Here is a 24,330-nt window from a genome sequence, read left to right as displayed (position 1 = left end):
AAACGCATCTCCTGAAAAGAGTCCCCAATCATGACCCAAGTCAAATTGACCACCAACCATGGCGACATCGTCCTGGAACTGAACGCTGAAAAGGCACCGCTGACCGTTGCCAACTTCATCGAGTACGTCAACGCCGGTCACTACGAAAACACTGTTTTCCACCGTGTCATCGGTAACTTCATGATCCAGGGCGGCGGTTTCGAGCCAGGCATGAAAGAAAAGAAAGACAAGCGCCCAAGCATCCAGAACGAAGCCGACAACGGCCTGCCGAACGAGAAGTACACCGTGGCCATGGCTCGCACCATGGAACCGCATTCGGCTTCCGCCCAGTTCTTCATCAACGTCGCTGACAACAGCTTCCTGAACCACAGCGCCAAGACCACTCAGGGCTGGGGCTACGCGGTATTCGCCAAAGTTGTTGCCGGCACCGACGTAGTGGACAAGATCAAAGGTGTTTCCACCACCATGAAATCCGGCCACCAGGACGTACCGGCAGAAGACGTGATCATCGAGAAAGCCGAGATCATTGAGTGATACTGCTGATTTCAGACTTACATCTGGAAGAGGAGCGCCCGGACATTACCCGGGCGTTTCTGGATTTGCTCGCCGGACGCGCCCGTTCGGCGAGTGCGTTGTACATCCTGGGCGACTTTTTCGAGGCGTGGATTGGCGACGATGCCATGACGCCCTTTCAGCGCTCCATCTGCCAGGCGCTGCGCGATCTTAGCGACAGCGGCACGGCCATTTTTCTGATGCACGGCAATCGCGACTTCATGCTCGGCCAGGCCTTCTGCAAACAGGCCGGCTGTACGTTGTTGAAGGACCCGAGTGTCGTGCAGTTTTACGGTGAGCCGGTACTGTTGATGCACGGCGACAGCCTGTGCACCCGCGACGAGGCTTATATGAAGCTGCGTCGTTATCTGCGTAACCCCATCACCTTGTTCATCCTGCGCCACTTGCCCTTGCGGACTCGCCATAAACTGGCGCGCAAGCTACGCAGTGAAAGCCGTGCGCAGACGCGGATGAAGGCCAATGACATTGTTGATGTCACACCGGAAGAAGTGCCGCGGATCATGCAGGCCTTTGGCGTGAAAACCCTGATCCATGGGCATACCCATCGCCCGGCCATTCACAAGTTGCAGATTGGCGAACAGGCGGCCAAGCGGATTGTGCTGGGAGATTGGGATCGTCAGGGGTGGGCGTTGCAGGTGGATGAGCAAGGGTTTGCGTTGGCGCCGTTTGATTTCGGAACCCCGCGCTCAACCGTTGAATGAGATTCCAGTAGGAGCAAGGCTTGCCCGCGAAGGCGTTGTATCAGTCGACATCAATGTTGAATGATACGACGCCTTCGCGGGCAAGCCTCGCTCCTACAAGGATTCGCTTAATGGCCGGAGGCCGCGGGCCCGGCCTTCGCCGCAAACGGCGGTTTCGCCAGCCACACCAGCAGGATTAACCCCATAAACCCCCACCCCAGCAACGTGAAGTAATCCACGGTGGAGAGCATGTACGCCTGACTGGTCAGCACATGATCCAGCTGCGCATACGCCGGGTTGCTCGCACCGCCCAGCGCATTCAGCGCCTCGCGGGTCGCGGGTTCATAAGTGCTGATGCTTTCGCTCATATAGGCATGATGCTGATCCGCCCGGCGAATCCAGATCCACGTCGTCAATGACGCCGCAAAACTACCGCCCAGGGTTCGCAGAAACGTCGCCAGGCCCGCGCCGTCGGCGATCTGGCTCGGTGGCAGGTCCGACATCAGAATGCTCAAGGTCGGCATGAAGAACAGCGCCACACCAATGCCCATGAACAGCTGCACCAGCGCGATGTGCTGGAAGTCCACTTCATTGGTAAATCCGGCGCGCATGAAGCAACTCAGGCCGATCGCCAGAAACGCCAACCCAGCCAGCAGCCGCAGATCAAACTTGTGCGCGTACTTGCCGACAAACGGCGACATCAACACCGGCAGAATCCCGATCGGCGCCACCGCCAGCCCCGCCCAGGTCGCCGTGTAACCCATCTGGGTTTGCAGCCATTGCGGCAGGATCAGGTTGATCCCGAAGAACCCGGCGTAACCCAGCACCAACACAAGGGTACCGATGCGGAAGTTGCGGTAAGCGAACAGCCGCAGATTGACCACCGGGTGTTTGTCGGTCATTTCCCAGATCACGAACACCGCCAGTGCAATCACCGAAATGGCCGCGCCGATGAGGATGAAGTTCGACTCGAACCAGTCCAGGTCGTTGCCCTTGTCGAGGATCACCTGCAATGCGCCGACGCCAATGATCAGCGTGATCAAACCGACGTAATCCATCGGCTGGTAGCTGGTTTCCACCGGCCGCGCCTTGAGCTGCGAACGCACCACCATCACCGCGAAAACACCGATCGGCACGTTAATAAAGAAGATCCACGGCCAGCTGTAACTGTCCGTAATCCATCCGCCGAGGATGGGACCTGCAATCGGCGCGACCACCGTGACCATCGCCAGCAACGCCAGGGCCATGCCGCGCCTCGCGGGCGGATAGATGGCAATCAGCAGCGTTTGAGTCATCGGGTACAGGGGACCTGCCACCAGACCTTGCAGCACGCGGAAGCCAATCAGCTCCGGCATCGAAGTCGAGATACCGCAGAGAAACGAGGCGAGCACGAACAGGACTGTCGCCCAGAGAAACAGCTTCACCTCACCAAAGCGCCGACTGAGCCAACCGGTCAATGGCAGCGCAATCGCGTTGCTGACGGCGAATGAAGTAATCACCCAGGTGCCCTGCTCCGAACTCACGCCCAGGTTGCCGGAAATCGTCGGCAGCGCCACGTTGGCGATGGTGGTGTCGAGCACCTGCATGAAGGTCGCCAGCGACAATCCGAGGGTGCTGAGCAGCAGGCTGGGCGGCGTGAAAGACGCGTTATTACTCATCGCAAATCCTTTAAAACTGGGCTGGCGCGGCGCCTTTTAACGGGCGCCGCTGAGGGATTGGCGAATCAGCGTTGAACGGTTTTGCTGACCGCGGCGCTGTTGTCGTGGATCAATTGAGTGATCATCGCGTCGGCCTCGGCCAACTGATGGTCGTAAACGTTGGTGCTGAACGAGGCCTTTTGCGGCGGCTGTTGCGCCAGCACCGGACCGCTCTGGTCACGCAGGTTCACATCGACCTGAGTCGACAGGCCGACGCGCAACGGGTGCTTGGCCAGTTCTTCGGCGTTGATGTGAATCCGCACTGGCACACGCTGGACGATCTTGATCCAGTTACCGGTGGCGTTCTGCGCGGGCAGCAAGGCAAACGCGCTGCCAGTACCGGCGCCGAGGCTGTCGATGGTGCCGCTGAACTTCACGTCGCTGCCGTACAGGTCGGCTTCGATGTCCACCGGTTGACCGATGCGCATGTCACGCAGTTGGGTTTCCTTGAAGTTGGCGTCGATCCACAGCTGATCCAGCGGAATGACCGCCATCAGCGCGGTGCCCGGCTGCACGCGTTGGCCCAGTTGTACGGAGCGTTTGGCGACGTAACCGGTGACCGGCGCGATCAAGGTGCTGCGGGAGTTGTTCAAGTAGGCCTGACGCAATTGCGCGGCGGCAGACATCACGTCCGGGTGCGACGACACAACGGTGTCATCGACCAGCGCACTGGTGGTTTTCAGTTGTTGTCTGGCGTTGGCCAGGGCGTTTTGCGCCGAGGTCAGGTCGTCGCGAGCGTGGGACAGTTCTTCCTGGGAAATCGCCCCGCCAGCGGCGAGGTTTTTCCGCCGATTGAAGTTGTCCTGAGCTTTTTGCACTTCAGCCTGCTGGGCGTTGACCTGGGCTTTCATGCCGTCGACGTTGCTGTACAAGCCGCGAACCTGACGCACGGTGCGGGCCAGATTGGCCTGGGCACTTTGCAGACCGACTTCGGCGTCGTTCGGGTCGAAGTTGATCAGCACCTGACCTTCGTGAACCAGGTCGCCATCGTCGGCACCGATGCTGACCACGGTGCCGGTGACCAGCGGGGTAATTTCCACTACGTTGCCGTTCACATAGGCGTCGTCGGTGCTTTCGTTCCAGCGCCCGTAGAATTCGTGATAACCCCAGACGCCGACACCGGCGAGGATCACCACGATCGCCAACACCACCAGCATGAGTTTGCGTTTGCGCGAATTGCTCGTGTCATGAGCGTTGTCTGACGCTTCATTAGTTGGAGCAGGAGGTGTATCGGCAGTGGCCATGACAAATACCTTGAATTAGTGGGTCTGCGTTGCTGGGGTTACTTTGTCGGCGGCCAGGGTTTCGCCCTGGAAGCCACCGCCCAGCGCCTGCATCAGTTGGATCGACAGGTCGATCTGCTCGGCATTCAGGTTGGCCAGTTGACGCTGGGCCTGGAGCAATTGCTGCTCGATGCTGAGCACGTCCAGGTAATTTCCGATGCCGGAACCGTAGCGCTGGACCACGGTGTTGTAAGAATCCTGGGCAATGTCGGTGGCGTGCTGCTGAGCGCCGAGCTGCCGGCCGATATCGCGCAACTGGTTGATGGTGTCGCTGACATCACCCAGCGCTTTCACCAGGCTTTTGTTGTACTGCGCCACGGCGAGGTCGTAATCGGCGTCGCGGGAATCGAGGTCGGCACGCAGGCGGCCACCGTCGAAGATCGGCAACGAGATCGTCGGCGCAATGTTGAAGAAGCGACTGGCCGAACCGAACATTGCATCGCCCAGCAACGACTCGGCACCGGCCGCAGCGCTCAGGTTGAGGTTGGGGTAGAACTGGGTTTTACCGGCGTCAATGTTCTTGCTCGCCGCCTCGACCCGCCAGCGTGCGGCCACCAGGTCTGGACGACGACCCAGCAACTCGGCTGGCAGCACCGAGGGCAACGCGACGGCGCTGGCCTGAAGGATTTTCGGCCGGGCGATTTCATTGCCGCGATCCGGGCCTTTACCGAGCAGCACGGCCAAAGCGATTTTTGCGCTTTGCAGGCGTTTCTCGGCGTCGATCAGACTCGCTTCAGAGCTGGCTTCCAGGCTTTCGGTCTGCTGGAACTGGTATTGACTGTCGATGCCGGAGCTCAGGCGACGCTGGCTCAGATCGAGCATTTGCCGGGTGCGCTTGAGGTCTTCATTGGCAAGGTCATAGACGATGTGCGCCTGACCCAGGTCGCTGTAGGCGCGAGCCACGTCGGCGGACAAGGTCAGCTGAGCGGCTTGTTGATCGACTTCGGCAGCACGGGCCTGGCCCAGTGCGGCTTCCCAGGCGTCGCGCTGACCGCCCCAGAGGTCGAAGTTGTAATTGAAACTGGCGCTGATGTTGCGCACGGTGGAATAAGTCCCGCCCTGCCCGCTCGGGTCCTCATCCCGGGCCAGACGCGAACGGCTGACGCCAGCGCTGGCATCGAGGGTCGGCATCCGCGCGGCATCCGCTGCATAGGCGGCGGCACTCGCTTGGTGGGCGCGAGCATCGGCGATTTGCATGTCGGGGCTGTCATGCAGGGCTTCGCGGATCAAGCCGTCGAGCTGTGGGTCGCCGAGGCTTTTCCACCAGTCAATTTTCGGCCAGGCCGCGGGTGAGAGGGTCACGCCGTTGAGCGATTGCCCGGCCTTGAGGTTTTTCGCATCGAGGCTGACGCCTTCGGTGGTCAGGCCGCTGTAACTGGCGCAACCGGCGAGGCTCATGGCCAACAGGACCAGGCTCAGTCCGGTACGCAGGGTTTTGCTGCTCATTTTTTACCTACCCGCAGCAGGGTGATCGAGTCACCGGCTGCCACCAAAATTTTCGTCAGGATCAGTTCCAGGGTTTTCAATTCTTCAGGGGTGATCGCGCCTGCCAGCTCATTCATGGCGTCGGCGCCGATCTCCGGCAGGCGGTCAGTCAACTGCTGGCCTTGCTCGGTCAGTACCAACTGAACCTGACGGCGGTCCGCCTCGGAGCGTTGGCGGGCGAGGAATCCTTTTTGTTCCAGACGATCGAGCATGCGGGTCATCGAACCGCTGTCCAGCGACAGGTGACGGCACAGCTCGGCCGGGGTATCGACGCCGAACTGGGCCATGATGATCAGCACTTTGAACTGCGCGGCGGTGATGCCGTGGGGTTCCATGTGCGCGTCGATGATCCGGTCCTTGAGCAGCGCAGCGCGCCCGAGCAAAAGGCCGAGATGACAATTATGGAAATCGTATGAGGTGAAATGTTTCATCTGACCACCAATTAGCTGCCTAGGCAGAGAATGTATGACGAGATGTTACTGCCTAGGCAGCGAATGTCAACGCAATAGTTAGGATGCTTTGTATTTAGCTGATAAATGGCTCACGACTGATCGTTCCCACGCTCTGCGTGGTAATGCAGCCCGTGACGCTCAGCGTCACATTCGGAAGCGGACGCGGAGCGTCCAGTGAGGCATTCCCACGCGGAGCGTGGGAACGATCAGGCGAAGAAAGGTGGGGTTAGAAATCCCGCTTGTAGAAGATGTCCAGCGAACTGGCCACGCCGCCGGCGGCTTCGAGGTAGACCTTCTTGCTCAGCTTGTAACGCAAGGCGATGGTGTTGGCCGGTTCGAACACGCCCACGCCATAACGCAAGCTGAGTTTCTCGGAGATATTGCCGCTGGCCACTACGCTGGTTGCGTTGCCACTGCCCTGAGTGTCGAGCTGGAAGTCTTGAATACCCAAGTCCTTGGCCAAGCCGCTGGTCACCCCCGAGCTGCCCATCAACCCCAACCCCAGCGCGGCTTGAGCGAGCATATTGTTGTCCTCACCGCTGGTGCTCAACGGGCGCCCCAACACCAGATAGGACAACGCCTGCTCCTGGCTCATGGCCGGCTCCGAGAAGATTTGTGTCGTCGGTTGCTCGGCGCTGCCGCTCAGGCGAATGCCGGCGATCACGTCGTCGGTCTGGCGAATCGCTTCGATGTCCAGATACGGCTGATCGATGGGACCTGCAAACAGCAGCCGCGCACGGCGCACCGTCAATCGCTGACCGTAGGCACGGTATCGCCCATCGTTGAGCCAGAGTTCGCCGCGGGTGTCCATGTTATCGCCGATGTGCACGTGACCTTGCAGGTTGGCAGTCAGGCCAAACCCGGCAAAGCTGAGCTTGTCCTGCCCAACCACCACATCGATGTCCATGGCCATGGCCATCGGCGGTTTGCCCGCTTCGGTCTGCTGGCCGACGATCACCGTGTCATCGGACACCTTGACCGTCGAGGGCGGCAGCTCACGCACGGTGATCTCGCCTTTTGGCACCAGCACCTTGCCGGCGATCGCCAGTTTGTCGTCCTTCATCGAGATCTTCAGGTCCGGCGCCATTTCCAGCTTGGCGTACGGCTCGACAGTAACGGGCAATTGCGTGCCTTTGAGCGCCAGATCCACCACCAGTGCCTGACCCCAGGCGATGTTGCCGCTCAAGGTGCCCTGCCCTGTCTTGCCGCTTTTCCAGCCGCCGTTCAATTGCACGGTTTCGCCGGCAATCACGGCTTTAAGTTGCAGCGCTTCGATATCCATCGGCAGTTCAGGCCCGGAAATCTCGCCGTCGCTGAGTACCAGGTTGCCGTTGACCTGCGGCGCCAGCAGCGTACCTGCGAGCGTGCCGCTGCCATTCAAACGACCGGTCAGTTTCTCGACCATCGGCACGAACGGCCGCGCCACGGACAGGTCCAGACCACTCAAGCGGAACGAGCCGGTCAGTGGTTTGTCCTTCGGCAACGGATTGATCTGCACCTGGAGCATGAGCTCACCGAGCTTGCCGCCGACAAAGTTGAGGTCAGTGTCGATGCGCTTGGGGGTGAGTTTGCTGTTGAGTTTCAGGGTCTGGTACGGGAAGTCCAGCCACTGGTCTTTCTCCTTTATGCGCAACGTGCCGCCGCTGGCATCGACGCTGATCTGGCCGTTCGGGCCGCTGGCCGGCAGGTCCAGTTGCAGGTCGGCGTTGAGCCGGCCCTTCCAGGCGAAATCTTTCGGCAACCATTGCGCGAGGCTGTCGATCGGGAACTGTTTGAGGTGATAACGCAGCTTCGGCTCAGGCATCAGGCGCTGATCCTCACCGCACAGGCTGGCCGGGCCGGACGTCCAGCAGTGGGCGCCTAAATTGACCTTGCCGTCCGCCAGCCGCGCAAGCTTCGCCGGACCTTGCAGCTTCCAGTCCTGACCGCCGGCCTGGATGTCACCGCTGGCCAGCCGCCCACGCCAATTGCCTTTATCCAGATTGCCATCGAGACCGAGGGCCAGTTTCAGCTTCGGTCCTTGCAGATCGAGGGCGAGTTTCTGGTTTTTGATATCGCCCTGGCCGCTGGCAGTCAGCGTCCCCAGTGACGTCTCACCGGCCTGAATGCCACTGCCCTTGAGATCGATTTTCGCGCGCTGCGCACTGTCGAGGGTTGCCTCCAGGTTCAGGCTTTGCAGGCGATTGTCTTCGAACGCCAGTTGCGTGCCTTGCAGCCCGAGCTTGCCTTGCGGCGCCTTGAGCGTCCCGGCGACATCGACGCGACCATTGAGTTGACCGCGCAGTTGCGGCCAAAGCTGGGCCAGGCGCGGCAGCTTGATATCGATCTGGCCGGCGAGTTTCTGTTGCAGGCTGCCTTTGCCATTGATGCTGTTGTCGCCCAGACGAATCTGTAGCGCGCTGAGGTTCCATTGCTCGCCGCCGCCATCGGCTTTTGCTTGCAGAACGGCCGGTTGGCCGCGCAATTTGCCTTTGAGATCGAGGTCGGCGGTGAGGCTGAGTTTTTCATTCTTCATCTCGCCTTTGCTGCGCAACGGTCCGGCCAGCGTGCCCGGCAACTCCGCGACCCAGTACGCCGGGTTGATCGCCGACAGGTCCAGCGCGGTGTCCCAGGCAATGCCCTCGGCGAATTGCAGGTTCAGGTGCCCTTCGGCCTTGCCTTGCCCTGCTTCGAGTTGAATGTGTTGGAGATAGATTTTCGTCAGGTCGCCGCTGAACGGGCTGGTCAGGCTGAACGCTCCGGCCGGGCCGTCGAGTGCGGCTTTGAAGCTGCCGAGGTACTTGCCGTCGGTGTAGGAAACTTCACCGTTGAAGCTGCGCAACGCCACTTCTGGCTCGTCGATCAGCGGATAGAGGCGATGCCACGGAAAATCCTGCCAGTCGATTTTCGCTTCGGCACTCAGGCCTTTGCTCCAGTCCAAAAGCCCTGTGAGTTTGAGGCTTCGCTTGTCGTTGGCCGTGAGGTCCAACCCGGCGATCTGAGCGCCGTTGGCGTCGACCTTGCCTTGCAACAACAGCGCAACCGGGCCCAGTTCTGCGGGCAACGTGGCTTGGCCAAGCAACTGGTAACCGTTTTTCAGGTCGCCGTCGCCGGTCAGTTCCAGTTGATTGAGTTGCAGGGTGTCCGGCAGATCGGCACTGGGCTTGAAGCCGTCAGCGGTGATCCGCACCTTGGCCGGCAGGTTGTCCACCAGCGGTTGCAGTTCGCCGGTCAATTGCCCGTTGAGGTAACCGCTGCTGTCGGCTTTCAGGTTGAGGGTTTTCAGCAGATCGCCGTCGACCTTCAGGGCCAGCGTCCAAGGCTCGGTGCCGGGGGCTGGCAAGGTCAGTTTGCCTTCGGCGGTCAGCGGCCAGTTGCCGCTGGGTTGCAGCAGGCCTGAAAGATTCAGGCTCAGCTCATCCCTTTGCAAATGAACAGAGTCGATCTGCAAGCCTTTGGCCGTCCAGTGCGCCGCCAGTTGCAAACCCTTGAGTTCTTCGCTGCCGTTGAACAGCAGGCTGCCGACCTGGACATCGCCCAGCTCGATGGCCAAGGGCAACTTCAGATCCGGGAGACTGATCGGCCCGCTGCCTTCTTCTTCCGTACCGGGCGGGAATTGCAGGCTGACCTGATCGGCTTTCAATTGCGAGATACACAGGGTCATACGCGTCAGGCACAACGGCGACCAGGCGAAAATCGCCTTGTTCAGCTCAACCCGGCTGCTGTCCTGCTGCCACACCAAATGGTCGGCACTCCACTGTCCGCCCAGGCGACCCTGGAAATTGTCCACGGTCAAACCCGGCACAAACCCCAGCGCCCATCGGCTGCCCGCTGCAGTTCCCAGCACCGTGGCCAGCGCCAGGATGGCCAGCATCAACAGCGCCAAAATCGCCGACAGCGTTATTTTCAAACCACGATTCACAGCTCAGGCCCCATGGAAAAGTGCAGTCGAATGCCGCCGTCGTCGTCCATCGCATGGGCCAGGTCGAGGCGTATCGGCCCCACCGGCGAGACCCAGCGCACGCCGATACCGACACCGGTCTTGAGGTTCGGCAGTTCGAGGGTGTTGAAGGAATTGCCCTGGTCGATGAAAGTCGCCACCCGCCATTTTTCGGCGACGGAGTACTGATACTCGACGCTGCCGGCGATCATGTAGCGGCCACCGATGCGGTCACCCTCGGAGTTTTCCGGGGACAGGCTCTGGTAGTCGTAGCCGCGCACGCTCTGATCGCCACCGGCGAAGAAGCGCAACGACGGCGGCACCGATTTGTAGCCGTTGGTGGCGCTGCCGCCGACCTGCACCCGACCGAGGAAGCGGTGCTTGTCGAAGACCGTGGTCAAGCCTTTCACCAACGCGGTGCCGTAGACCAGATTGGTGTCCGAGCCCACACCTTCCTTGGCCACTCTGGTCTCGAATTCCAGGCGATAACCGTTGTGCGGGTCGATGCGGTTGTCGCTTTTCAGGTAGGAATAGCTGACGCCAGGCATCAGCAACGTGCTGAGCCCCGAGTCGTCGCCGAGCCTGTATTCCTCGCGCTGCCACTTGAGCGACACCACCCGCTGCCAACCGCTGGGCAGCTTGCTGTGCCACTCCGGGCCGACGGTCAGCAGTTTGCTGAGGGAGTCCTTGTCGGCGATTTCTTCGTTCTGATAGCCGCCAGCGAACCGCAGTTTGTCGGTCAGCGGCGGGTCCAGTGGAATGTCATAGAACACACCGACGTTCTGTCGTGGTGCCGAGACTTCGGTCTCCCAGCCATAGCTGTGCCCCTGAGGGTTGACCCAGTGCCGGGTCCAGTTGGCCTTGACCCGAGGGCCGACGTCGGTGGAATAGCCCAGCCCCAGGCCCATGGTCCGTGGTTTGCGGGTTTCGAGTTTGACGTCTACCGGGATCACATCGTTCTTCGACGCTGTCGGCGCCGCATCCACCCGCACACTGTCGAAATAGCCGCTCGATTGCATGGCCTGATTGAGTTCGGCGATCAGTTCGGAGTCATAAGGCGCGCCGGCCTTGAACGGCACCATGCGTTGCAGCAGGTCTTCGTCAAACGGCGTATCACCCTCGAAACTGACCTTGCCCAGTGAATAGCGCGGGCCGCTGTTATAGATCAGTTCAATGTCGGCAACGCCGGCTCGCGGGTCGACCGATAATTTCTGGCTACTGAAGTGCCCGCTGAAAAAGCCATAGCGCGAGGCCTGGTTCTGAATCAGGCGCTTGGCGTCTTCGTAATGGCCATGGTTGAGCACTGCGCCGGTTTTCAGCGCATTGCTTTTGGGTACACGAAAGGATTTGAGGGAGGCGGCCGGGCCGTCGATGCGAACAGTGACATTGCGCAGATGGACAGGCTCGCCGGGATCGATGGTCAGCACCAGGCGCGGCGTCTTGCCACCCTTTACATCCGTGTCGATCTGCGGCTGGTAATAACCCAAGGCCTGGGCGGCCTTGCGCGCCTGTTCTTCGGCGCCACGACTGAAGCGCAGCAAGGCTTCCTCGTCACGATCGCCGAGGCTGCCGATATAGCCCTCTATATTGGCTTTCAGTTCATCGTTGGACGGTTTGATCCGAACATCCAATTCACTTTGCGCCAGCGCCGCGCAGCTGGTAATCAGCATCAGCACGCCGCTGGTAATTCTTCCTGGAAACTTCATAGGCGCGGATGCTATCACGAGCTTGGGAGCGTGATAGAGCCTAGTGTGCCGTGAAAGTTCTACCTTTATGCCGTTGCTGTTTGTAACACCTGCGGGTTGGCGTGGAAAAACACGTGCTCGCGAATCGGTCCTACGGCGACCTCACCGATTTCCTCATAACCCTGACGCTTATAGAAATCCAGATAACGAGGATTCCCGGTATCGAGAATCACGCCCTCGGAGTGCTCATCCACCGCGCACCAGTTGTGCACCGCTTGCAGCAATTGTTCGCCGAAGTGTTTGCCCTGGAATTGCGGATGAACCCCCAGCAACGGCAGCACGTGCACCGAGTCGGACGGCACGCAAGCCATTACGGCATCGTGATACTCAAGATAGCGACGGGTGCAGCGAAACCCGGTGCTGAGCACCATGCGCAGACGCCAGGCCCAACTTTCGGTGATGCCCAGGCGACGTTGCGGCGGCGCGATCAGCGCGATGCCGATCAACCGGTCGTTGACCAGCAGGCCGATGGCCGGCAAGTCCTGAAGAAAGTGTTGTTTGACCAGCTCACGCACGGTGGCGCGGACCCGCTGTTCATAACCGGGACGTTCCGCTTCGAACAGGTAGCCGAATGTCGGCTCATGCCGGTAAGCCTGGTACAACAGCGAACGTGCTTCGCGGGAATAACCGTTGTCGAGCATGTGGATATCGGCGATGGCGGTCGAGGTTTCGGGCATGACGGTAGATCTCCCCTGGGCGAGGCTCAAAAAGGCCTCGTTCTTATTGGTACGAGCCTTGCGCAGTCGCGATCGTTCCCACGCCCCCAGACATTAGCAGCGCATTCGGACTACTGCCACGCTGGCCCCATTCCTACATGTCAGCTAGCATCGCCCTTTTGCCAGGACTGCCGACCATGAAGATCGTCTCCTTCAACATCAACGGGCTGCGCGCTCGCCCCCATCAGCTGGCGGCGCTGATCGAAAAGCATCAGCCAGATGTGATCGGACTGCAGGAAACCAAGGTCCACGACGACCAATTCCCGCTGGCTGAGGTTCAGGCGCTGGGTTATCACGTGTATTTCCACGGGCAAAAGGGTCACTACGGCGTCGCCCTGCTCTCGCGTCAGGAACCGATTGCCTTGCACAAAGGTTTCGCCACCGATGAAGAAGATGCACAGCGCCGCTTCATCTGGGGCACTTTCTCCGACGCCAATGGCGTGCCGGTGACCATCATGAACGGCTATTTCCCACAGGGTGAAAGCCGCGATCACCCCACCAAGTTCCCAGCCAAGGAACGTTTTTACAGCGATCTGCAGCAACTGCTGGAAAGCCAGTTCAGCAACGATCAGCCGGTGGTGGTGATGGGTGACGTGAACATTTCCCCGCAAGACTGCGACATCGGTATCGGCCCGGACAACATGAAGCGCTGGCTGAAAACCGGAAAATGCAGCTTCCTGCCAGAAGAACGCGAGTGGATGGCCCGCTTGAAGAACTGGGGCCTGGTGGACAGCTTCCGTCACTTGAACCCGCAGGTGACCGATCGTTTCAGCTGGTTCGACTACCGTAGCCGCGGTTTTGAGGATGAGCCCAAGCGCGGGCTGCGGATTGACTTGATCATGGCGTCCCACGGGTTGTTGCCTCGCGTGAAGGATGCGGGGGTGGATTACGAACTGCGCGGGATGGAAAAACCGTCGGATCACGCGCCGATCTGGCTTGAGTTGAGCTGATCATCTTTTTGATCTGTCATCTTTCAGAAACCTTACTGACTTATTCTCCCGGCACTCCCTTTGGCTTTATAAGGTGCCGGTATGACGCTGCGCGTGTTGTTCCTGTTGATGCTGTGCGCCTGGCTGCCGCGGACGGCTTCGGCTGGCGATTTGCCGACGCCCGAACACGGCCCGGTGCTGCGCATCCAGGGCTCCAATACCATCGGCGCGGCATTGGGGCCGGCGCTGGTTGAGGGGTTGATGCGCGAACAGGGCCTGCTCAAGGTTCACAGCGAAGCCCCAGACACAGCCAACGAACTGCGCGTCGTCGGCGAAACCGTTCAGGGCCGCCGGGTCGTGGTGGACGTCGCGGCCCACGGTTCCAGCACCGGTTTCACCGCCCTGAAAACCGCCACGGCCGATCTTGCCGCCTCCTCACGCCCGATCAAGGACAGCGAACGGGTGGACCTCAAACCCTTGGGCGACTTTAAAAGCCCCGGCGCCGAGCAGGTCATCGCCATCGATGGCCTGGCGATCATCCTTCATCCGCACAATCCGTTGAGTGAACTGAACACCGAACAACTGGCGCGAATCTTCAGCGGCGAGGCGAAAACCTGGGAAGAACTCGGCGGTACCGGTGGGACGATTCATCTCTATGCGCGGGATGACCAATCGGGCACCTACGACACGTTCAAGGAATTGGTCCTCAGCCGTCGTGGGAAAACGCTGAGTAGCGCTGCGAAACGTTTCGAATCCAGCGAGCAATTGTCCGACGCGGTCAGCCTCGACCCGCAAGGCATCGGCTTCATCGGCCTGCCTTATGTGCGTCAGGCCAAAGCCGTGGCGATTGCCGATGGCCCATCCCAAGCCATGTTGCCGCTCAACAGCCTCATTGCCACGGAAGACTATCCGTTGTCCCGCCGGCTGTTCTTTTACCTGCCGCCCAACGGGGAAAATCCCTGGGCCGAAGCCTTGGTGGCGTTCGCCCAAAGCAGCAAGGGTCAGGCGATTGTCGCCGCCAATGGTTTTATCGCCCAGACCGTCCAGGCCATGACTGTCACGCCGAATGCGTTGATGCCGGAGGGTTATCAGGCGCTCAGCCGTCACGCCCAGCGATTGTCAGTGAATTTCCGTTTCGAAGAAGGCAGTGCGACGCTCGACAACAAGGCCCGGCAGGACCTGTCGCGGGTGTTCGACTATATAAAGCAGCGTGACAAAACCAATCGGCAGGTGACGCTGGTGGGGTTTGGCGACGCCAAGAGTGATCCGGCCCGGGCCGATCTGCTGTCGAAACTGCGGGCCATGGCGGTGCGGCGGGAACTGGTGAAAAGCGGCGTGGTGTTTCGCGAGATTCGTGGTTTTGGCGCCGAGATGCCAGTGGCGGCCAATAGCGCGGATGAGGGGCGAATCAAGAATCGGCGAGTTGAGGTTTGGGTGTATTGACGGTGTGTGTAGCAGCTGTCGAGCTTGCGAGGCTGCGTTCGGCGGCGAAGCCGTCGCAAACCCTGCACACGCGATCTACCTGAAAGACCACATCGCCTGATTTCACGACGGCTTCGCCGCCGAACGCAGCCTCGCAAGCTCGACAGCTGCTACACGGCGGCTACAGGGTGCAAATCAGCCAAGCAATTTCTCAAGCTGCGCCGTGGTGTCCACCGCGCCCATCGTCTTGGCGGCATCCAGCGCCGATACACCATTGGCGTCCTTGGCTTTCGGGTCGGCGCCTTTGCTGATCAGGTAGTCGACGATTTCGACGCGATTGAACATCGCCGCCATCATCAGCGCGGTACGGCCATCGAAGGACGAGCCTTCCACTTGCGCGCCGCCTTCGACCAGTGCCTTGACCACCGCCAGATCACCCTTGAACGCCGCGCCGGCAATCGGGCTCTGGCCGTTGTCGTTGCGGATTTCCGGGTCGGCCTTGTGTTCGAGCAGGACTTTTACCGTCTCCACATGGCCGTGGTACGCCGCCAGCATCAGCAAGGTATCGCCCTTGTGGTTGCGCAGGTTCGGCGGCAGGCCCTTGGTCAATAGCGCAGCCATCATGGCCGCATCGCCCTCGCGCGCTTTGTTGAATACCTGTTCGGCAAATTCAGCGGCTTCTTCGGGGGTCATCTGGCGGCTTTGGTCTGACATTGGGGACTCCACTTTCTGTTAATCGCAAAGCCGACAGTTTCCCGAGCCGCTCCGAGGCTGTCACTTCTTTTTTCTCATGGACCGCCATAGCCACATTCAATAGCGCTGCATTCAATAACGAAAAGCGCCGCCATGAATGTCCGCCAGCAATTGCTCGGTGACCTGCACATAAGTCAGGGTCCCCGGCAGCCAGGCATAGATTGGATCGTCGCCGGTTTTTCCGGGGTCGAAGGCTTCATCCTTGAGGCGAGTCTTCTGGTATTTGAACGTCCCGGTGGTCTCCATTTTCACTTTCACTCGCAGGAACAAAGGCACCGCATAAGCGGGCAATTGCTCACGGGCGAAAGCCAGCAACTCACTGAAATCCAGGGTCGCCAGGGACTCGGCCGGCGTAATCGCCGCCATCCCGGCACGCCCGTTGGTGTTCTGGATCTCCACACCGTAGGCCACGGCCTCGGAAATATTCGGGTGTTGCAGAAGGATGTTTTCGACTTCGGTGGTCGAGACGTTTTCGCCCTTCCAGCGGTAGGTGTCACCCAAACGGTCAACAAACTGAGCGTGACCGAAACCGATGTTGCGCAGCAGGTCACCGGTATTGAAGTAGCGGTCGCCCTTCTCGAACACGTCGTGGAGCACAACCTTTTCGGTCTTTTGCGGATCGGTGTAACCGTCGAGCGGTGCCTTATCGTCAATCTTCGCCAGCAACAGCCCTTTCTCGCCTTTGGCGACTTTGCGCATGAAGCCCTTGGCATCCCGAATCGGTGCGCCGCTGTCGTGGTCGTAGGCCGCCAACTCCCATGACATCAGGGAAAAACCGACAGTGTTATCAAAGTTCAGGATGTTGGTGAAACCAATATTGCCGTCGCTGGCGGCGTACAGCTCACAGATATGGTTCACCCCGAATCGCGTCTTGAACTCGCCCCACGCGCCGGGGCGCAGGCCATTGCCAATCATCTTCGTCACGCCGTGCTTGCTGTCGTCGACACTGGGCGGTTGATCCACGAGGTAGCGGCACAATTCGCCGACGTAACCGAGGGTGGTCGCGCGGTACTGGCGCACATCGTTCCAGAATTGACTGGCGCTGAACTTGCGGCGAATGGCAAAGCCCGAGGCGCCACTGATCGCTGAACCCCAGCATACGCACAGCCCGGTGGCGTGATAGAGCGGCAAGGTGCAATAGACGACATCTTCCGGGCGCATATCCAATGCGATCAGCCCGAAGCTTGCGCAGCTGCGCATCCAGCGGCCGTGCTTGAACACCCCGGCCTTGGGCAAGCCGGTGGTGCCCGAGGTGTAGATATAGAAACAAGGGTCGTCGAAGAAAATCTGTTGGCTGCTGGCGGGATTGTCGCTGGAAGCGTCAGCACTGGCCGTCATCAGGTCAATGAACCCGTCGGGCGCAATGCCCGGTTGAGTGACGGTGTCTTGATCGGCGACGAACCAGGTGCGCGCCGCCTCGATCGACACCCGTTCGCGCACCGCCGAAAACGCCGGGACCAGCTCTTCTCCGACAATGACCGCCGCGGGTGCCACCAGGTTGAGGCTGTGAGCCAGGGTATCGCGGGTTTGCGAGGTATTGAGCAAGGCACTGATCGCACCGACCTTGGCCACCGCCAGAATCGTCACCAACAGTTCCGGGCGATTTTCGATAAAGATCGCCACCCCATCGCCCTTGCGGATGCCTTGGGCAATCAGATGATGGGCGATGCGGTTCGCCCACTGGTTGACCTGAACATACGTCAGCGCCCTCTCGCCCTGCAGCAATGCCGGGCCATCGGGATTGCGCAACGTCGCTTGCTCGAAGCACCAGCCCAGGCCACACGGTTGGGTCGGGTCCTTGACGTTGGCAACTTTCATGCCCTTCACCACTCGAGGAATGGCCCTGGCAATGGAAGGCAGCTTGCGGAGCATCATGCCCCAGGTAATCGTGTCGTTCGGCGTGCGGCTCATGGTTGCTCCCGGTCGATCTTTTTATTGTTCGGGCGGCGTTGATTGAGGCCGAAAATACGTCAGCGGTTCCTGAGCTGTACACGCGGTTTTTGAAATGATTTGTATCCACGGCTGCGGCATTCGAAATCGTGAGCTCGCGCTGGGCAATTGGTTCCATCGAATCGATGTCGACCACGCAAAATGCAGGATGCACGATGGCCATTCATGCAGATTGCACGAAAGTGCAAAAACACTGAAAAACTAACTAATTGATATGTAAGGATTTTTAAAAAATCAGGTGCTGGCACAATCACTGCAACTACCTCTGCATGCTTGCCATTCAAGAGCTAACGGAGCTGATAGACATGAACCTGATCCAAGAAAAATTTTCGTCCCTGTTCTCCAACTTCGAAGTAACCACCCAGCCACGTCCCGACGGTGGGATTCTGCTGACCTTGAGCAGCACCGACGGCAAAGTCTTCAAACGTTCGATTTCCTACCAGCAATTGCATGCCGGTGATCAGTTGTCGTGGGTGATCAGCGCGATTCGCCGTGACATTGCCGAACAGGCCAGCGAACTGCCGCAGATCTCTATGCTGCAAAGCCAGCAGCGGTTTGCCCTGCCGACTTATCACTCGGTATAAAACCGTATCGACGCTGTAAACGATCAGGCCGTGAAAGCTTTCGCTTCACGGCCTGAATTATTTGTGGAGTTGCGCAATCCCTGTAGGAGCAGAGCTTGCTCGCGAAAGCGGTGTGCCATTCCATATTGCTGTTGCCTGATATACCGCTTTCGCGAGCAAGCTTCGCTCCTACAGAGTATGACCAATGGCTTGGGTAATACGCCCTTCGATATCGGTGAGAATCGCTTTGACCGGCATGGGCTCAGTCCTCGAGACGCGGGAAGCGGCTGGCAATGTCTTCGCCGGTGAAGTTGGCCACCCAGCCTTCGGCGTTGTTGAACAGACGGATCGCGACGAAATGCGGATGCTCGCCCATGTCAAACCAGTGAGGGGTACCGGCAGGGACCGAGATCAGGTCGTTTTTCTCGCAAAGCACCGCGTAGACGTAATCGTCGATGTGCAGGGTGAACAAGCCACGGCCGGCGACGAAAAACCGTACTTCGTCTTCGCCATGGCGATGTTCGTCGAGGAACCTGGCGCGCAATTCAGCTTTTTGCGGGTGATCGCTGTTCAGGCTGATCACATCGACGGTGATGTAACCACGCTCGGTCATCAGCGTGTCGATTTGCTCCTGGTACGCGGCGATCACTTCTTCGTGGCTGGCGCCGGGCTGGATCTTCTCCGTGGCTTGCCAACGGTCGAAACGCACGCCCTGTTCGGCCAGAGTCGAGGCGATGTCTTCGAAATGCGTCAGCACCTTGTTGGGCAAGTCAGGGCTTGAGACGTGGTAAACGGACAGGCTGCTCATCAGGGCAACTCCTTAACGGTTCATGCTTTACGGTTCAAGAGCGAGCGTGTCTTCAGCTCGCACTCGAACAAAAATTCAAAGGCTTCGATCTGCCGCAGTGCATCGCTCATGCGCGCGAGCTGTTCACGGGTAAGGCTCATGGCCTGTCCTCTTGCATACGCGTGGCAATGATAACGGCTGCCACAAAGGCTGCGAGGCTGGCAATACTAAAGGTCAATGTGGCGCCGAGTACATTCCAGCTATAGCCGGAATACAACGCGCCCAGCGCACCGCCGGTGCCGGCCAGTGCGGCGTACAATGCCTGGCCCTGCCCCTGTTGGCGCGCGCCGAAGCTACGTTGCACGAATTGGATGGCAGCCGCGTGAAAGATACCGAAAGTCGCCGCGTGCAGAACCTGGGCAAACAACAGCACCCAAAGAAATTCAGCGAACGAACCGAGCAACAACCAACGCAACGCCGCCAGTAGAAAACTCGCCAGCAACACCCGACGCACGGAGAAACGCGCAAGGATCTTGCTCATGGCCAGAAACATCAGGACTTCTGCCACCACGCCAACCGCCCAGAGCATGCCGATCAGCCCACGACTGTAACCGAGTCGCTCCAGGTGCAAGGTCAGAAAGGTGTAATAAGGACCGTGGCTCACCTGCATCAGCGCCACACAACCGTAAAACGCCAACACTCCGGGACTGCGCAACTGTTTGAGGAAACCGTCCCCCGCCGGTCGCTCACCCTGAACCGGTTGAGCGTTGGGCACCCACAGGCTGCTGACGACAATGCCAGCCATAATCAGCACCAGCGCCAGAGGATAAATGTCGAGGCTGAGCCACTCGAACAGCCTGCCGAGTGCAACCACGGTGATGATGAAACCGATGGAACCCCACAGGCGGATCTGGCTGTAACGGTGAGTCTGGCCCTGCAAGTGCGCCAGCGTGATGACTTCGAATTGCGGCAACACCGCGTGCCAGAAGAACGCGTGCAAGGCCATAACCATTGCCAGCCAGGCGTAGGTCTTACTGACGAAGATCAGTGAGAACGTCAGCAGCGTACAGACCGCACCGAAACGCACGATCGCCAGGCGCTGGCCGGTGTAATCGCCGAGCCAGCCCCAGATGTTCGGCGCCACACAGCGCATCAGCATCGGGATCGCCACCAGCTCGCCGATGCGTGCGCTGGAAAAGCCCAGGTGATCGAAGTACAGCGCCAGAAACGGCGCTGTCGAACCGAGCAAGGCGAAATAGAACAGATAGAAACTGGAGAGCCGCCAGTACGGGAGCGCCGCCACAGTCGTCAGACCGCAGCGGCTGTGAGGTCAGCCATTAGAGCTGACCCAGCACCGGCGTGCTCACGCGCACGTCCAGGTTCTGGCCACGGTGACGCAGCAGGTGATCCATCAGCACGATGGCCATCATCGCTTCGGCGATCGGCGTGGCGCGGATGCCAACGCACGGGTCGTGGCGCCCTTTGGTGACGACTTCCACCGGATTGCCATGGATGTCGATGGAACGGCCCGGCGTGGTGATGCTCGAGGTTGGCTTGAGTGCCAGGTGCGCGACGATCGGCTGACCCGACGAAATGCCGCCGAGAATCCCGCCGGCGTTGTTGCTGAGGAAACCTTGTGGGGTCATTTCATCGCGGTGTTCGGTGCCGCGCTGGGAAACGCTGGCGAAACCGGCGCCGATTTCCACGCCTTTGACCGCATTGATGCTCATCAGCGCATGGGCCAGTTCGGCGTCAAGGCGGTCGAAGATCGGCTCGCCGAGGCCCGGCATCACGCCTTCAGCGACCACGGTGATCTTCGCGCCCACCGAATCCTGGTCGCGGCGCAACTGGTCCATATAGGCTTCCAGCTCCGGGACCTTGTCCGGATCAGGGCTGAAGAAGGCGTTCTCCTCCACCGAATCCCAGGTCTTGAACGGGATTTCGATCGGGCCGAGCTGGCTCATGTAGCCACGAATGACGATGCCCTGAGTGGCCAGGTATTTCTTCGCAATCGCACCAGCGGCCACGCGCATGGCCGTTTCACGCGCCGAACTGCGACCGCCGCCACGGTAATCGCGTTCGCCGTATTTGTGATGGTAGGTGTAATCGGCGTGGGCCGGGCGGAACAGATCCTTGATCGCCGAGTAATCTTTGGACTTCTGGTCGGTGTTACGGATCAACAGACCGATGGAGCAACCCGTGGTGCGCCCTTCAAACACGCCGGAGAGGATTTCGACTTCGTCGGCTTCCTGGCGTTGGGTGGTGTGGCGGCTGGTACCGGGTTTGCGGCGATCCAGGTCACGCTGCAGATCCTCCAGAGAGATCTCCAGGCCCGGCGGGCAGCCGTCGACAATGGCGACCAACGCCGGACCATGGCTTTCGCCCGCGGTGGTGACAGTGAACAGCTTGCCGTAGGTATTGCCGGACATGCAGGACGCTCCGTGAAATCGAACCAAATACGTAATGCGCGCCAGTATACGCAGGCTACCCAACTAGTTCATCCTCGAACCTTATGGGTGCCTGCGAGTCCAACCGGCATCTTGTTCATGATGGCGTGATGATGCTGCGAGTTATAGCCTTGAGCCTTACCCTGTTTACCGGCCTGCTCTCCAATGTAGCCCAGGCCACAGTCCTGCAACGTCCCATCACTTTGGACACGGGCAGCGGCGAGCTTTTCGGCTCGTTATTGCTACCCAAGTCCGACACGCCGGTACCGGTTGTCCTGATCATTTCCGGCTCAGGTCCTACGGATCGTGACGGCAATAACCCAGACGGCGGACGCAACGACAGCCTCAAGCGTCTCGCGTGGGTACTGGCTAAACACAACATCGCCAGCGTGCGTTATGACAAACGCGGCGTGGCGGCGAGCCTTGCGGCGACCCCGGACGAACGCAATCTGTCGGTTGAAGCCTATGTGGCCGACGCCGAGGCCTGGGGCCAGAAACTCAAAACCGACCCGCGCTTTGGCCAGTTGATCCTGCTGGGCCACAGCGAAGGCGCCTTGATCGCCAGCCTCGCGGCGCCGAGCCTTGACGCCGCCGCGGTCATTTCCATGTCCGGCAGCGCCCGGCCGATCGATCAGGTGCTGCGCCAACAATTGAGCAATCGCCTGCCGCCACCGCTGATGCTGCGCAGCAATGAACTGCTCGACAGCCTCAAGGCCGGCCACACCGACGACAACGTGCCGCCGCAGTTGCAGGTCATTTTCCGCCCGAGCGTGCAGCCGTATCTGATTTCACTGTTCCGCCAGGACCCGGCAGCGGCGTTCGCCAAGTTGAAGATGCCAGCGCTGATCATCCAGGGCAGCAACGACATCCAGGTCGGCGTCGGTGACGCCAAAATGCTGAAAGCCGCCAAACCGGATGCCGAACTGGCGCTGATCGAAGGCATGAACCACGTGATGCGCATCGTGCCCAACGATGTAAAACGGCAATTGGCCTCTTACAAAGATCCGCAATTGCCACTGGCGGCCGAACTCGGCACGCGAATCCTCGGGTTTATTGACGGACTTCGCGCCCGTTAAGGGCTGTTTGCCCTCCAGTTCGGAAAAAAACGGCCGATAAGCCTTTGTCGCCAGCGTTATGACTGGCGGCAAGCAGAGCTTGGACAGGATCTCGCCGTTATGACTGATACCCAGACTTCACCCGACACCACCGCTGAAAAAGACGCACCACCAGTGGTAGAGCTGCCGTGGGCGGACGTCCACGTCGAGCACCACAAGATGCTCCGTCTGGCGCCGTTGCAGACCGACCGCAACACCGGTGGGCGGCCATTGCGCTTTGTTGAGTTCGGTTACGCCGAACGCAATAACAAGGAACGCAGCCTGATGCGCATGAGCATCAAGTTGCCCGGACAGCGCGTGCGCAAGGAACAGAATCATCTGGATGTGTGGGTCGATCACACCACCAAGCGGGTGCACTTCGGGCCTGACAGCGGTTTGCAGATCGAACCGATGAACCGTGGCATCGGTCGCTTCATGGCCGCTCAGGGCATTACCTGGGCGAAAAAGAGATGGCCCGGTTACACCGTCGACGGCACCGACTTGAACAACAAGGACGCGCTGAACGAAGACACTCGCCTGCGTCGCGATCACTTTTTGCGGATGCATGGTTTCGATGTGGTCTATGCCGACCCGCAGCATTTGAAGGGCAGCGTCAAAGAGGTGCAGGTCGGCGACCTGCTGGCTGACTGGAACACGGAAAAATTGCAGGTCGTGGAAATTCTTGAGGCGGCGCAGATGCTCCAGCAAGCCGAGCAAAATCTGGCCGAGCAGGAAGTCAAACTCAAGAAGCACGAAGAAAAGGTCAGTAAGTACAAGCGCGAAGACGCCGGGCTGCGCTTTACCATTACCTGTCTGGTGGCGTTTGCGGTGTTTCAGGCCGGGTTGCTGATCTGGATTGCGACACAACGTTAACGGCTATTTGTGGCGAGAGGATTTATCCCCTCGCCACAGAAGCCAGTTCAGTCAGACGCGGGAAGCGAACAGTGCCTGATGACCGCGGCACTGCTCCGCCGTCAGCATGAACACGCCATGTCCACCGCGCTCGAAATCGAGCCAAGCGAAGTCGACTTCCGGGTACAGCGCCTCAACGTGAACCTGGCTGTTGCCCACTTCGACAATCAGCAAGCCCTTCTCGGTCAGGTGATCCGCCGCTTCGGCGAGCATCCGGCGCACCAGGTTCAAACCGTCATCACCGCAGGCCAGGCCCAGCTCCGGTTCGTGCTGGTATTCGTCCGGCATGTCGGCGAAATCTTCCGCATCAACGTAAGGCGGGTTCGACACAATCAGGTCGAAACGCTGCCCCGGCAAACCATCAAATCCATCGCCCTGCACCGTGTACACCCGCTCATCGACGCCATGGCGCTCGATGTTCTGGTTGGCCACTTCCAGCGCTTCGAACGATAGATCGGCCAGCACCACTTCGGCGTTCTGGAACTCGTAGGCACAGGCGATACCGATGCAGCCGGAACCGGTGCACAGGTCTAGAATCCGCGCAGGGTCGGTACCCAGCCACGGCGCAAAACGCTTTTCGATCAGCTCGCCGATGGGTGAACGCGGGATCAGCACCCGCTCATCGACGATGAACGACATGCCGCAGAACCAGGCCTCGCCCAGCAAGTATGCGGTCGGAATGCGTTCTTCGATACGACGCTTGAGCAAGCGTTGCAGATTGACCAGCTCATCTTCTTCCAGATTGCAGTCCAGATAGCTGTCGGCAATTTCCCACGGCAGGTGCAGCGCACCCAACACCAGTTGACGGGCTTCGTCCCAGGCGTTGTCGGTCCCATGGCCGAAAAACAGATCCTCCCCATGGAAGCGGCTGACGGCCCAACGGATGTGGTCGCGCAGGGTACGAAGTCGGGAAGTGATCACGG

Annotated in this window: 20 protein-coding genes and 1 pseudogene; 7 read left to right on the top strand and 14 right to left on the bottom strand. The window is 59.8% G+C overall.

All coding sequences use genetic code 11. From position 1 onward, the window contains the following. Positions 1-30: 30 nt before the first annotated feature. The gene (locus QK293_RS07850) at positions 31-534 is read left to right on the top strand and encodes a peptidylprolyl isomerase (protein WP_131062340.1); all 504 of its coding nucleotides are present in this window, start codon (positions 31-33) and stop codon (positions 532-534) included. Further along, a complete protein-coding gene (lpxH, locus tag QK293_RS07845) occupies positions 531-1,274 on the top strand; it encodes a UDP-2,3-diacylglucosamine diphosphatase (RefSeq protein ID WP_282376604.1) in 744 nt (247 codons plus the stop codon). Before QK293_RS07850 ends, lpxH begins: the two co-directional genes overlap by 4 nt. Before the next feature lie 107 nt (positions 1,275-1,381). Here the strand turns inward: lpxH and QK293_RS07840 are convergent, their stop codons facing one another. The 7 genes from QK293_RS07840 to QK293_RS07810 all read right to left on the bottom strand — a co-directional run bounded on the left by QK293_RS07840 (position 1,382) and on the right by QK293_RS07810 (position 12,511). Further along, positions 1,382-2,911, bottom strand: a complete 1,530-nt coding sequence (locus tag QK293_RS07840) for a DHA2 family efflux MFS transporter permease subunit (RefSeq protein WP_282376603.1) — start codon at positions 2,909-2,911, stop codon at positions 1,382-1,384. A gap of 65 nt (positions 2,912-2,976) precedes the next feature. After that, complete coding sequence (locus QK293_RS07835; RefSeq protein ID WP_282376602.1) at positions 2,977-4,194, bottom strand: HlyD family efflux transporter periplasmic adaptor subunit; 1,218 nt, start codon at positions 4,192-4,194, stop codon at positions 2,977-2,979. Between the two features lie 15 nt (positions 4,195-4,209). After that, entirely contained in the window at positions 4,210-5,679 is a 1,470-nt protein-coding gene (locus tag QK293_RS07830) for an efflux transporter outer membrane subunit (protein WP_282376601.1), read from the bottom strand. Next, positions 5,676-6,149, bottom strand: a complete 474-nt coding sequence (locus QK293_RS07825; RefSeq protein ID WP_282376600.1) for a MarR family transcriptional regulator — start codon at positions 6,147-6,149, stop codon at positions 5,676-5,678. The genes QK293_RS07830 and QK293_RS07825 overlap by 4 nt, the downstream gene beginning before the upstream one ends. A 247-nt stretch (positions 6,150-6,396) precedes the next feature. Then, positions 6,397-10,071 (bottom strand): translocation/assembly module TamB domain-containing protein, encoded by a 3,675-nt coding sequence (locus tag QK293_RS07820; RefSeq protein ID WP_282376599.1) that lies wholly within the window; start codon positions 10,069-10,071, stop codon positions 6,397-6,399. After that, complete coding sequence (locus QK293_RS07815; RefSeq protein WP_282376598.1) at positions 10,068-11,795, bottom strand: autotransporter assembly complex family protein; 1,728 nt, start codon at positions 11,793-11,795, stop codon at positions 10,068-10,070. The genes QK293_RS07820 and QK293_RS07815 overlap by 4 nt, the downstream gene beginning before the upstream one ends. A 65-nt stretch (positions 11,796-11,860) precedes the next feature. Beyond that, positions 11,861-12,511 (bottom strand): GNAT family N-acetyltransferase, encoded by a 651-nt coding sequence (locus QK293_RS07810; protein WP_282376597.1) that lies wholly within the window; start codon positions 12,509-12,511, stop codon positions 11,861-11,863. 176 nt (positions 12,512-12,687) lie between these two features. Between QK293_RS07810 and xthA the strand changes: the two genes are divergently transcribed. Continuing rightward, the gene (gene xthA, locus QK293_RS07805; RefSeq protein ID WP_282376596.1) at positions 12,688-13,500 is read left to right on the top strand and encodes an exodeoxyribonuclease III; all 813 of its coding nucleotides are present in this window, start codon (positions 12,688-12,690) and stop codon (positions 13,498-13,500) included. 81 nt (positions 13,501-13,581) lie between these two features. Then, positions 13,582-14,922 carry a phosphate ABC transporter substrate-binding/OmpA family protein gene (locus QK293_RS07800; protein WP_282376595.1) on the top strand — a complete coding sequence of 447 codons (1,341 nt, stop codon included), beginning with the start codon at positions 13,582-13,584 and terminating at the stop codon, positions 14,920-14,922. Positions 14,923-15,096: 174 nt separating this feature from the next. On the opposite strand, the gene QK293_RS07795 is transcribed toward QK293_RS07800, so the two are convergent. Both QK293_RS07795 and QK293_RS07790 read right to left on the bottom strand, forming a co-directional pair. Further along, the gene (locus tag QK293_RS07795; RefSeq protein WP_201112685.1) at positions 15,097-15,615 is read right to left on the bottom strand and encodes an ankyrin repeat domain-containing protein; all 519 of its coding nucleotides are present in this window, start codon (positions 15,613-15,615) and stop codon (positions 15,097-15,099) included. 111 nt (positions 15,616-15,726) lie between these two features. Beyond that, a complete protein-coding gene (locus QK293_RS07790; RefSeq protein WP_282376589.1) occupies positions 15,727-17,565 on the bottom strand; it encodes a long-chain-acyl-CoA synthetase in 1,839 nt (612 codons plus the stop codon). Positions 17,566-17,909: 344 nt separating this feature from the next. On the opposite strand from QK293_RS07790, the gene QK293_RS07785 reads away from it, so the two are divergent. Beyond that, a complete protein-coding gene (locus tag QK293_RS07785) occupies positions 17,910-18,188 on the top strand; it encodes a DUF3509 domain-containing protein (protein ID WP_008146103.1) in 279 nt (92 codons plus the stop codon). 241 nt (positions 18,189-18,429) lie between these two features. Here QK293_RS07785 and QK293_RS07780 read toward each other — a convergent pair whose 3' ends face one another. From QK293_RS07780 to aroC, 4 genes and pseudogenes are all read right to left on the bottom strand, one after another. Beyond that, positions 18,430-18,975 (bottom strand): acireductone dioxygenase, encoded by a 546-nt coding sequence (locus QK293_RS07780; protein ID WP_282376586.1) that lies wholly within the window; start codon positions 18,973-18,975, stop codon positions 18,430-18,432. A 20-nt stretch (positions 18,976-18,995) separates the two neighbouring features. Then, positions 18,996-19,091, bottom strand: a pseudogene (locus tag QK293_RS07775) (methylthioribulose-1-phosphate dehydratase); the annotation flags it as partial. A 20-nt stretch (positions 19,092-19,111) separates the two neighbouring features. Further along, positions 19,112-20,257, bottom strand: a complete 1,146-nt coding sequence (locus QK293_RS07770; RefSeq protein WP_282376575.1) for an MFS transporter — start codon at positions 20,255-20,257, stop codon at positions 19,112-19,114. 34 nt (positions 20,258-20,291) lie between these two features. Then, the gene (gene aroC, locus QK293_RS07765; protein WP_282376573.1) at positions 20,292-21,383 is read right to left on the bottom strand and encodes a chorismate synthase; all 1,092 of its coding nucleotides are present in this window, start codon (positions 21,381-21,383) and stop codon (positions 20,292-20,294) included. 83 nt (positions 21,384-21,466) lie between these two features. On the opposite strand from aroC, the gene QK293_RS07760 reads away from it, so the two are divergent. Together QK293_RS07760 and QK293_RS07755 are read left to right on the top strand one after the other, a co-directional pair. Further along, the gene (locus QK293_RS07760; RefSeq protein ID WP_282376571.1) at positions 21,467-22,477 is read left to right on the top strand and encodes an alpha/beta fold hydrolase; all 1,011 of its coding nucleotides are present in this window, start codon (positions 21,467-21,469) and stop codon (positions 22,475-22,477) included. Between the two features lie 99 nt (positions 22,478-22,576). Beyond that, the gene (locus QK293_RS07755; protein ID WP_282376570.1) at positions 22,577-23,368 is read left to right on the top strand and encodes a hypothetical protein; all 792 of its coding nucleotides are present in this window, start codon (positions 22,577-22,579) and stop codon (positions 23,366-23,368) included. Positions 23,369-23,419: 51 nt separating this feature from the next. Here QK293_RS07755 and prmB read toward each other — a convergent pair whose 3' ends face one another. After that, the gene (gene prmB / locus QK293_RS07750; RefSeq protein WP_282376569.1) at positions 23,420-24,328 is read right to left on the bottom strand and encodes a 50S ribosomal protein L3 N(5)-glutamine methyltransferase; all 909 of its coding nucleotides are present in this window, start codon (positions 24,326-24,328) and stop codon (positions 23,420-23,422) included. Positions 24,329-24,330: the final 2 nt, after the last annotated feature.

Source organism: Pseudomonas sp. AL03, assembly GCF_029960815.1.
Lineage (GTDB): Bacteria > Pseudomonadota > Gammaproteobacteria > Pseudomonadales > Pseudomonadaceae > Aquipseudomonas.
Note: the sequence above shows the minus strand (reverse complement) of the source record. Positions and strands in the feature narration are given on the sequence as shown.

What these genes read in the sequence shown, in the direction of transcription:
- QK293_RS07835 (WP_282376602.1), bottom strand. Translation starts at nt 4,194, where the DNA reads ATGGCCACTGCCGATACACCTCCTGCTCCAACTAATGAAGCGTCAGAC.
- QK293_RS07760 (WP_282376571.1), top strand. Translation starts at nt 21,467, where the DNA reads ATGGGTGCCTGCGAGTCCAACCGGCATCTTGTTCATGATGGCGTGATG.
- QK293_RS07800 (WP_282376595.1), top strand. Translation starts at nt 13,582, where the DNA reads ATGACGCTGCGCGTGTTGTTCCTGTTGATGCTGTGCGCCTGGCTGCCG.
- QK293_RS07830 (WP_282376601.1), bottom strand. Translation starts at nt 5,679, where the DNA reads ATGAGCAGCAAAACCCTGCGTACCGGACTGAGCCTGGTCCTGTTGGCC.
- QK293_RS07850 (WP_131062340.1), top strand. Translation starts at nt 31, where the DNA reads ATGACCCAAGTCAAATTGACCACCAACCATGGCGACATCGTCCTGGAA.
- xthA (WP_282376596.1), top strand. Translation starts at nt 12,688, where the DNA reads ATGAAGATCGTCTCCTTCAACATCAACGGGCTGCGCGCTCGCCCCCAT.
- QK293_RS07790 (WP_282376589.1), bottom strand. Translation starts at nt 17,565, where the DNA reads ATGAGCCGCACGCCGAACGACACGATTACCTGGGGCATGATGCTCCGC.
- QK293_RS07815 (WP_282376598.1), bottom strand. Translation starts at nt 11,795, where the DNA reads ATGAAGTTTCCAGGAAGAATTACCAGCGGCGTGCTGATGCTGATTACC.
- QK293_RS07825 (WP_282376600.1), bottom strand. Translation starts at nt 6,149, where the DNA reads ATGAAACATTTCACCTCATACGATTTCCATAATTGTCATCTCGGCCTT.
- QK293_RS07785 (WP_008146103.1), top strand. Translation starts at nt 17,910, where the DNA reads ATGAACCTGATCCAAGAAAAATTTTCGTCCCTGTTCTCCAACTTCGAA.
- QK293_RS07780 (WP_282376586.1), bottom strand. Translation starts at nt 18,975, where the DNA reads ATGAGCAGCCTGTCCGTTTACCACGTCTCAAGCCCTGACTTGCCCAAC.
- QK293_RS07810 (WP_282376597.1), bottom strand. Translation starts at nt 12,511, where the DNA reads ATGCCCGAAACCTCGACCGCCATCGCCGATATCCACATGCTCGACAAC.
- QK293_RS07755 (WP_282376570.1), top strand. Translation starts at nt 22,577, where the DNA reads ATGACTGATACCCAGACTTCACCCGACACCACCGCTGAAAAAGACGCA.
- QK293_RS07795 (WP_201112685.1), bottom strand. Translation starts at nt 15,615, where the DNA reads ATGTCAGACCAAAGCCGCCAGATGACCCCCGAAGAAGCCGCTGAATTT.
- aroC (WP_282376573.1), bottom strand. Translation starts at nt 21,383, where the DNA reads ATGTCCGGCAATACCTACGGCAAGCTGTTCACTGTCACCACCGCGGGC.
- QK293_RS07840 (WP_282376603.1), bottom strand. Translation starts at nt 2,911, where the DNA reads ATGAGTAATAACGCGTCTTTCACGCCGCCCAGCCTGCTGCTCAGCACC.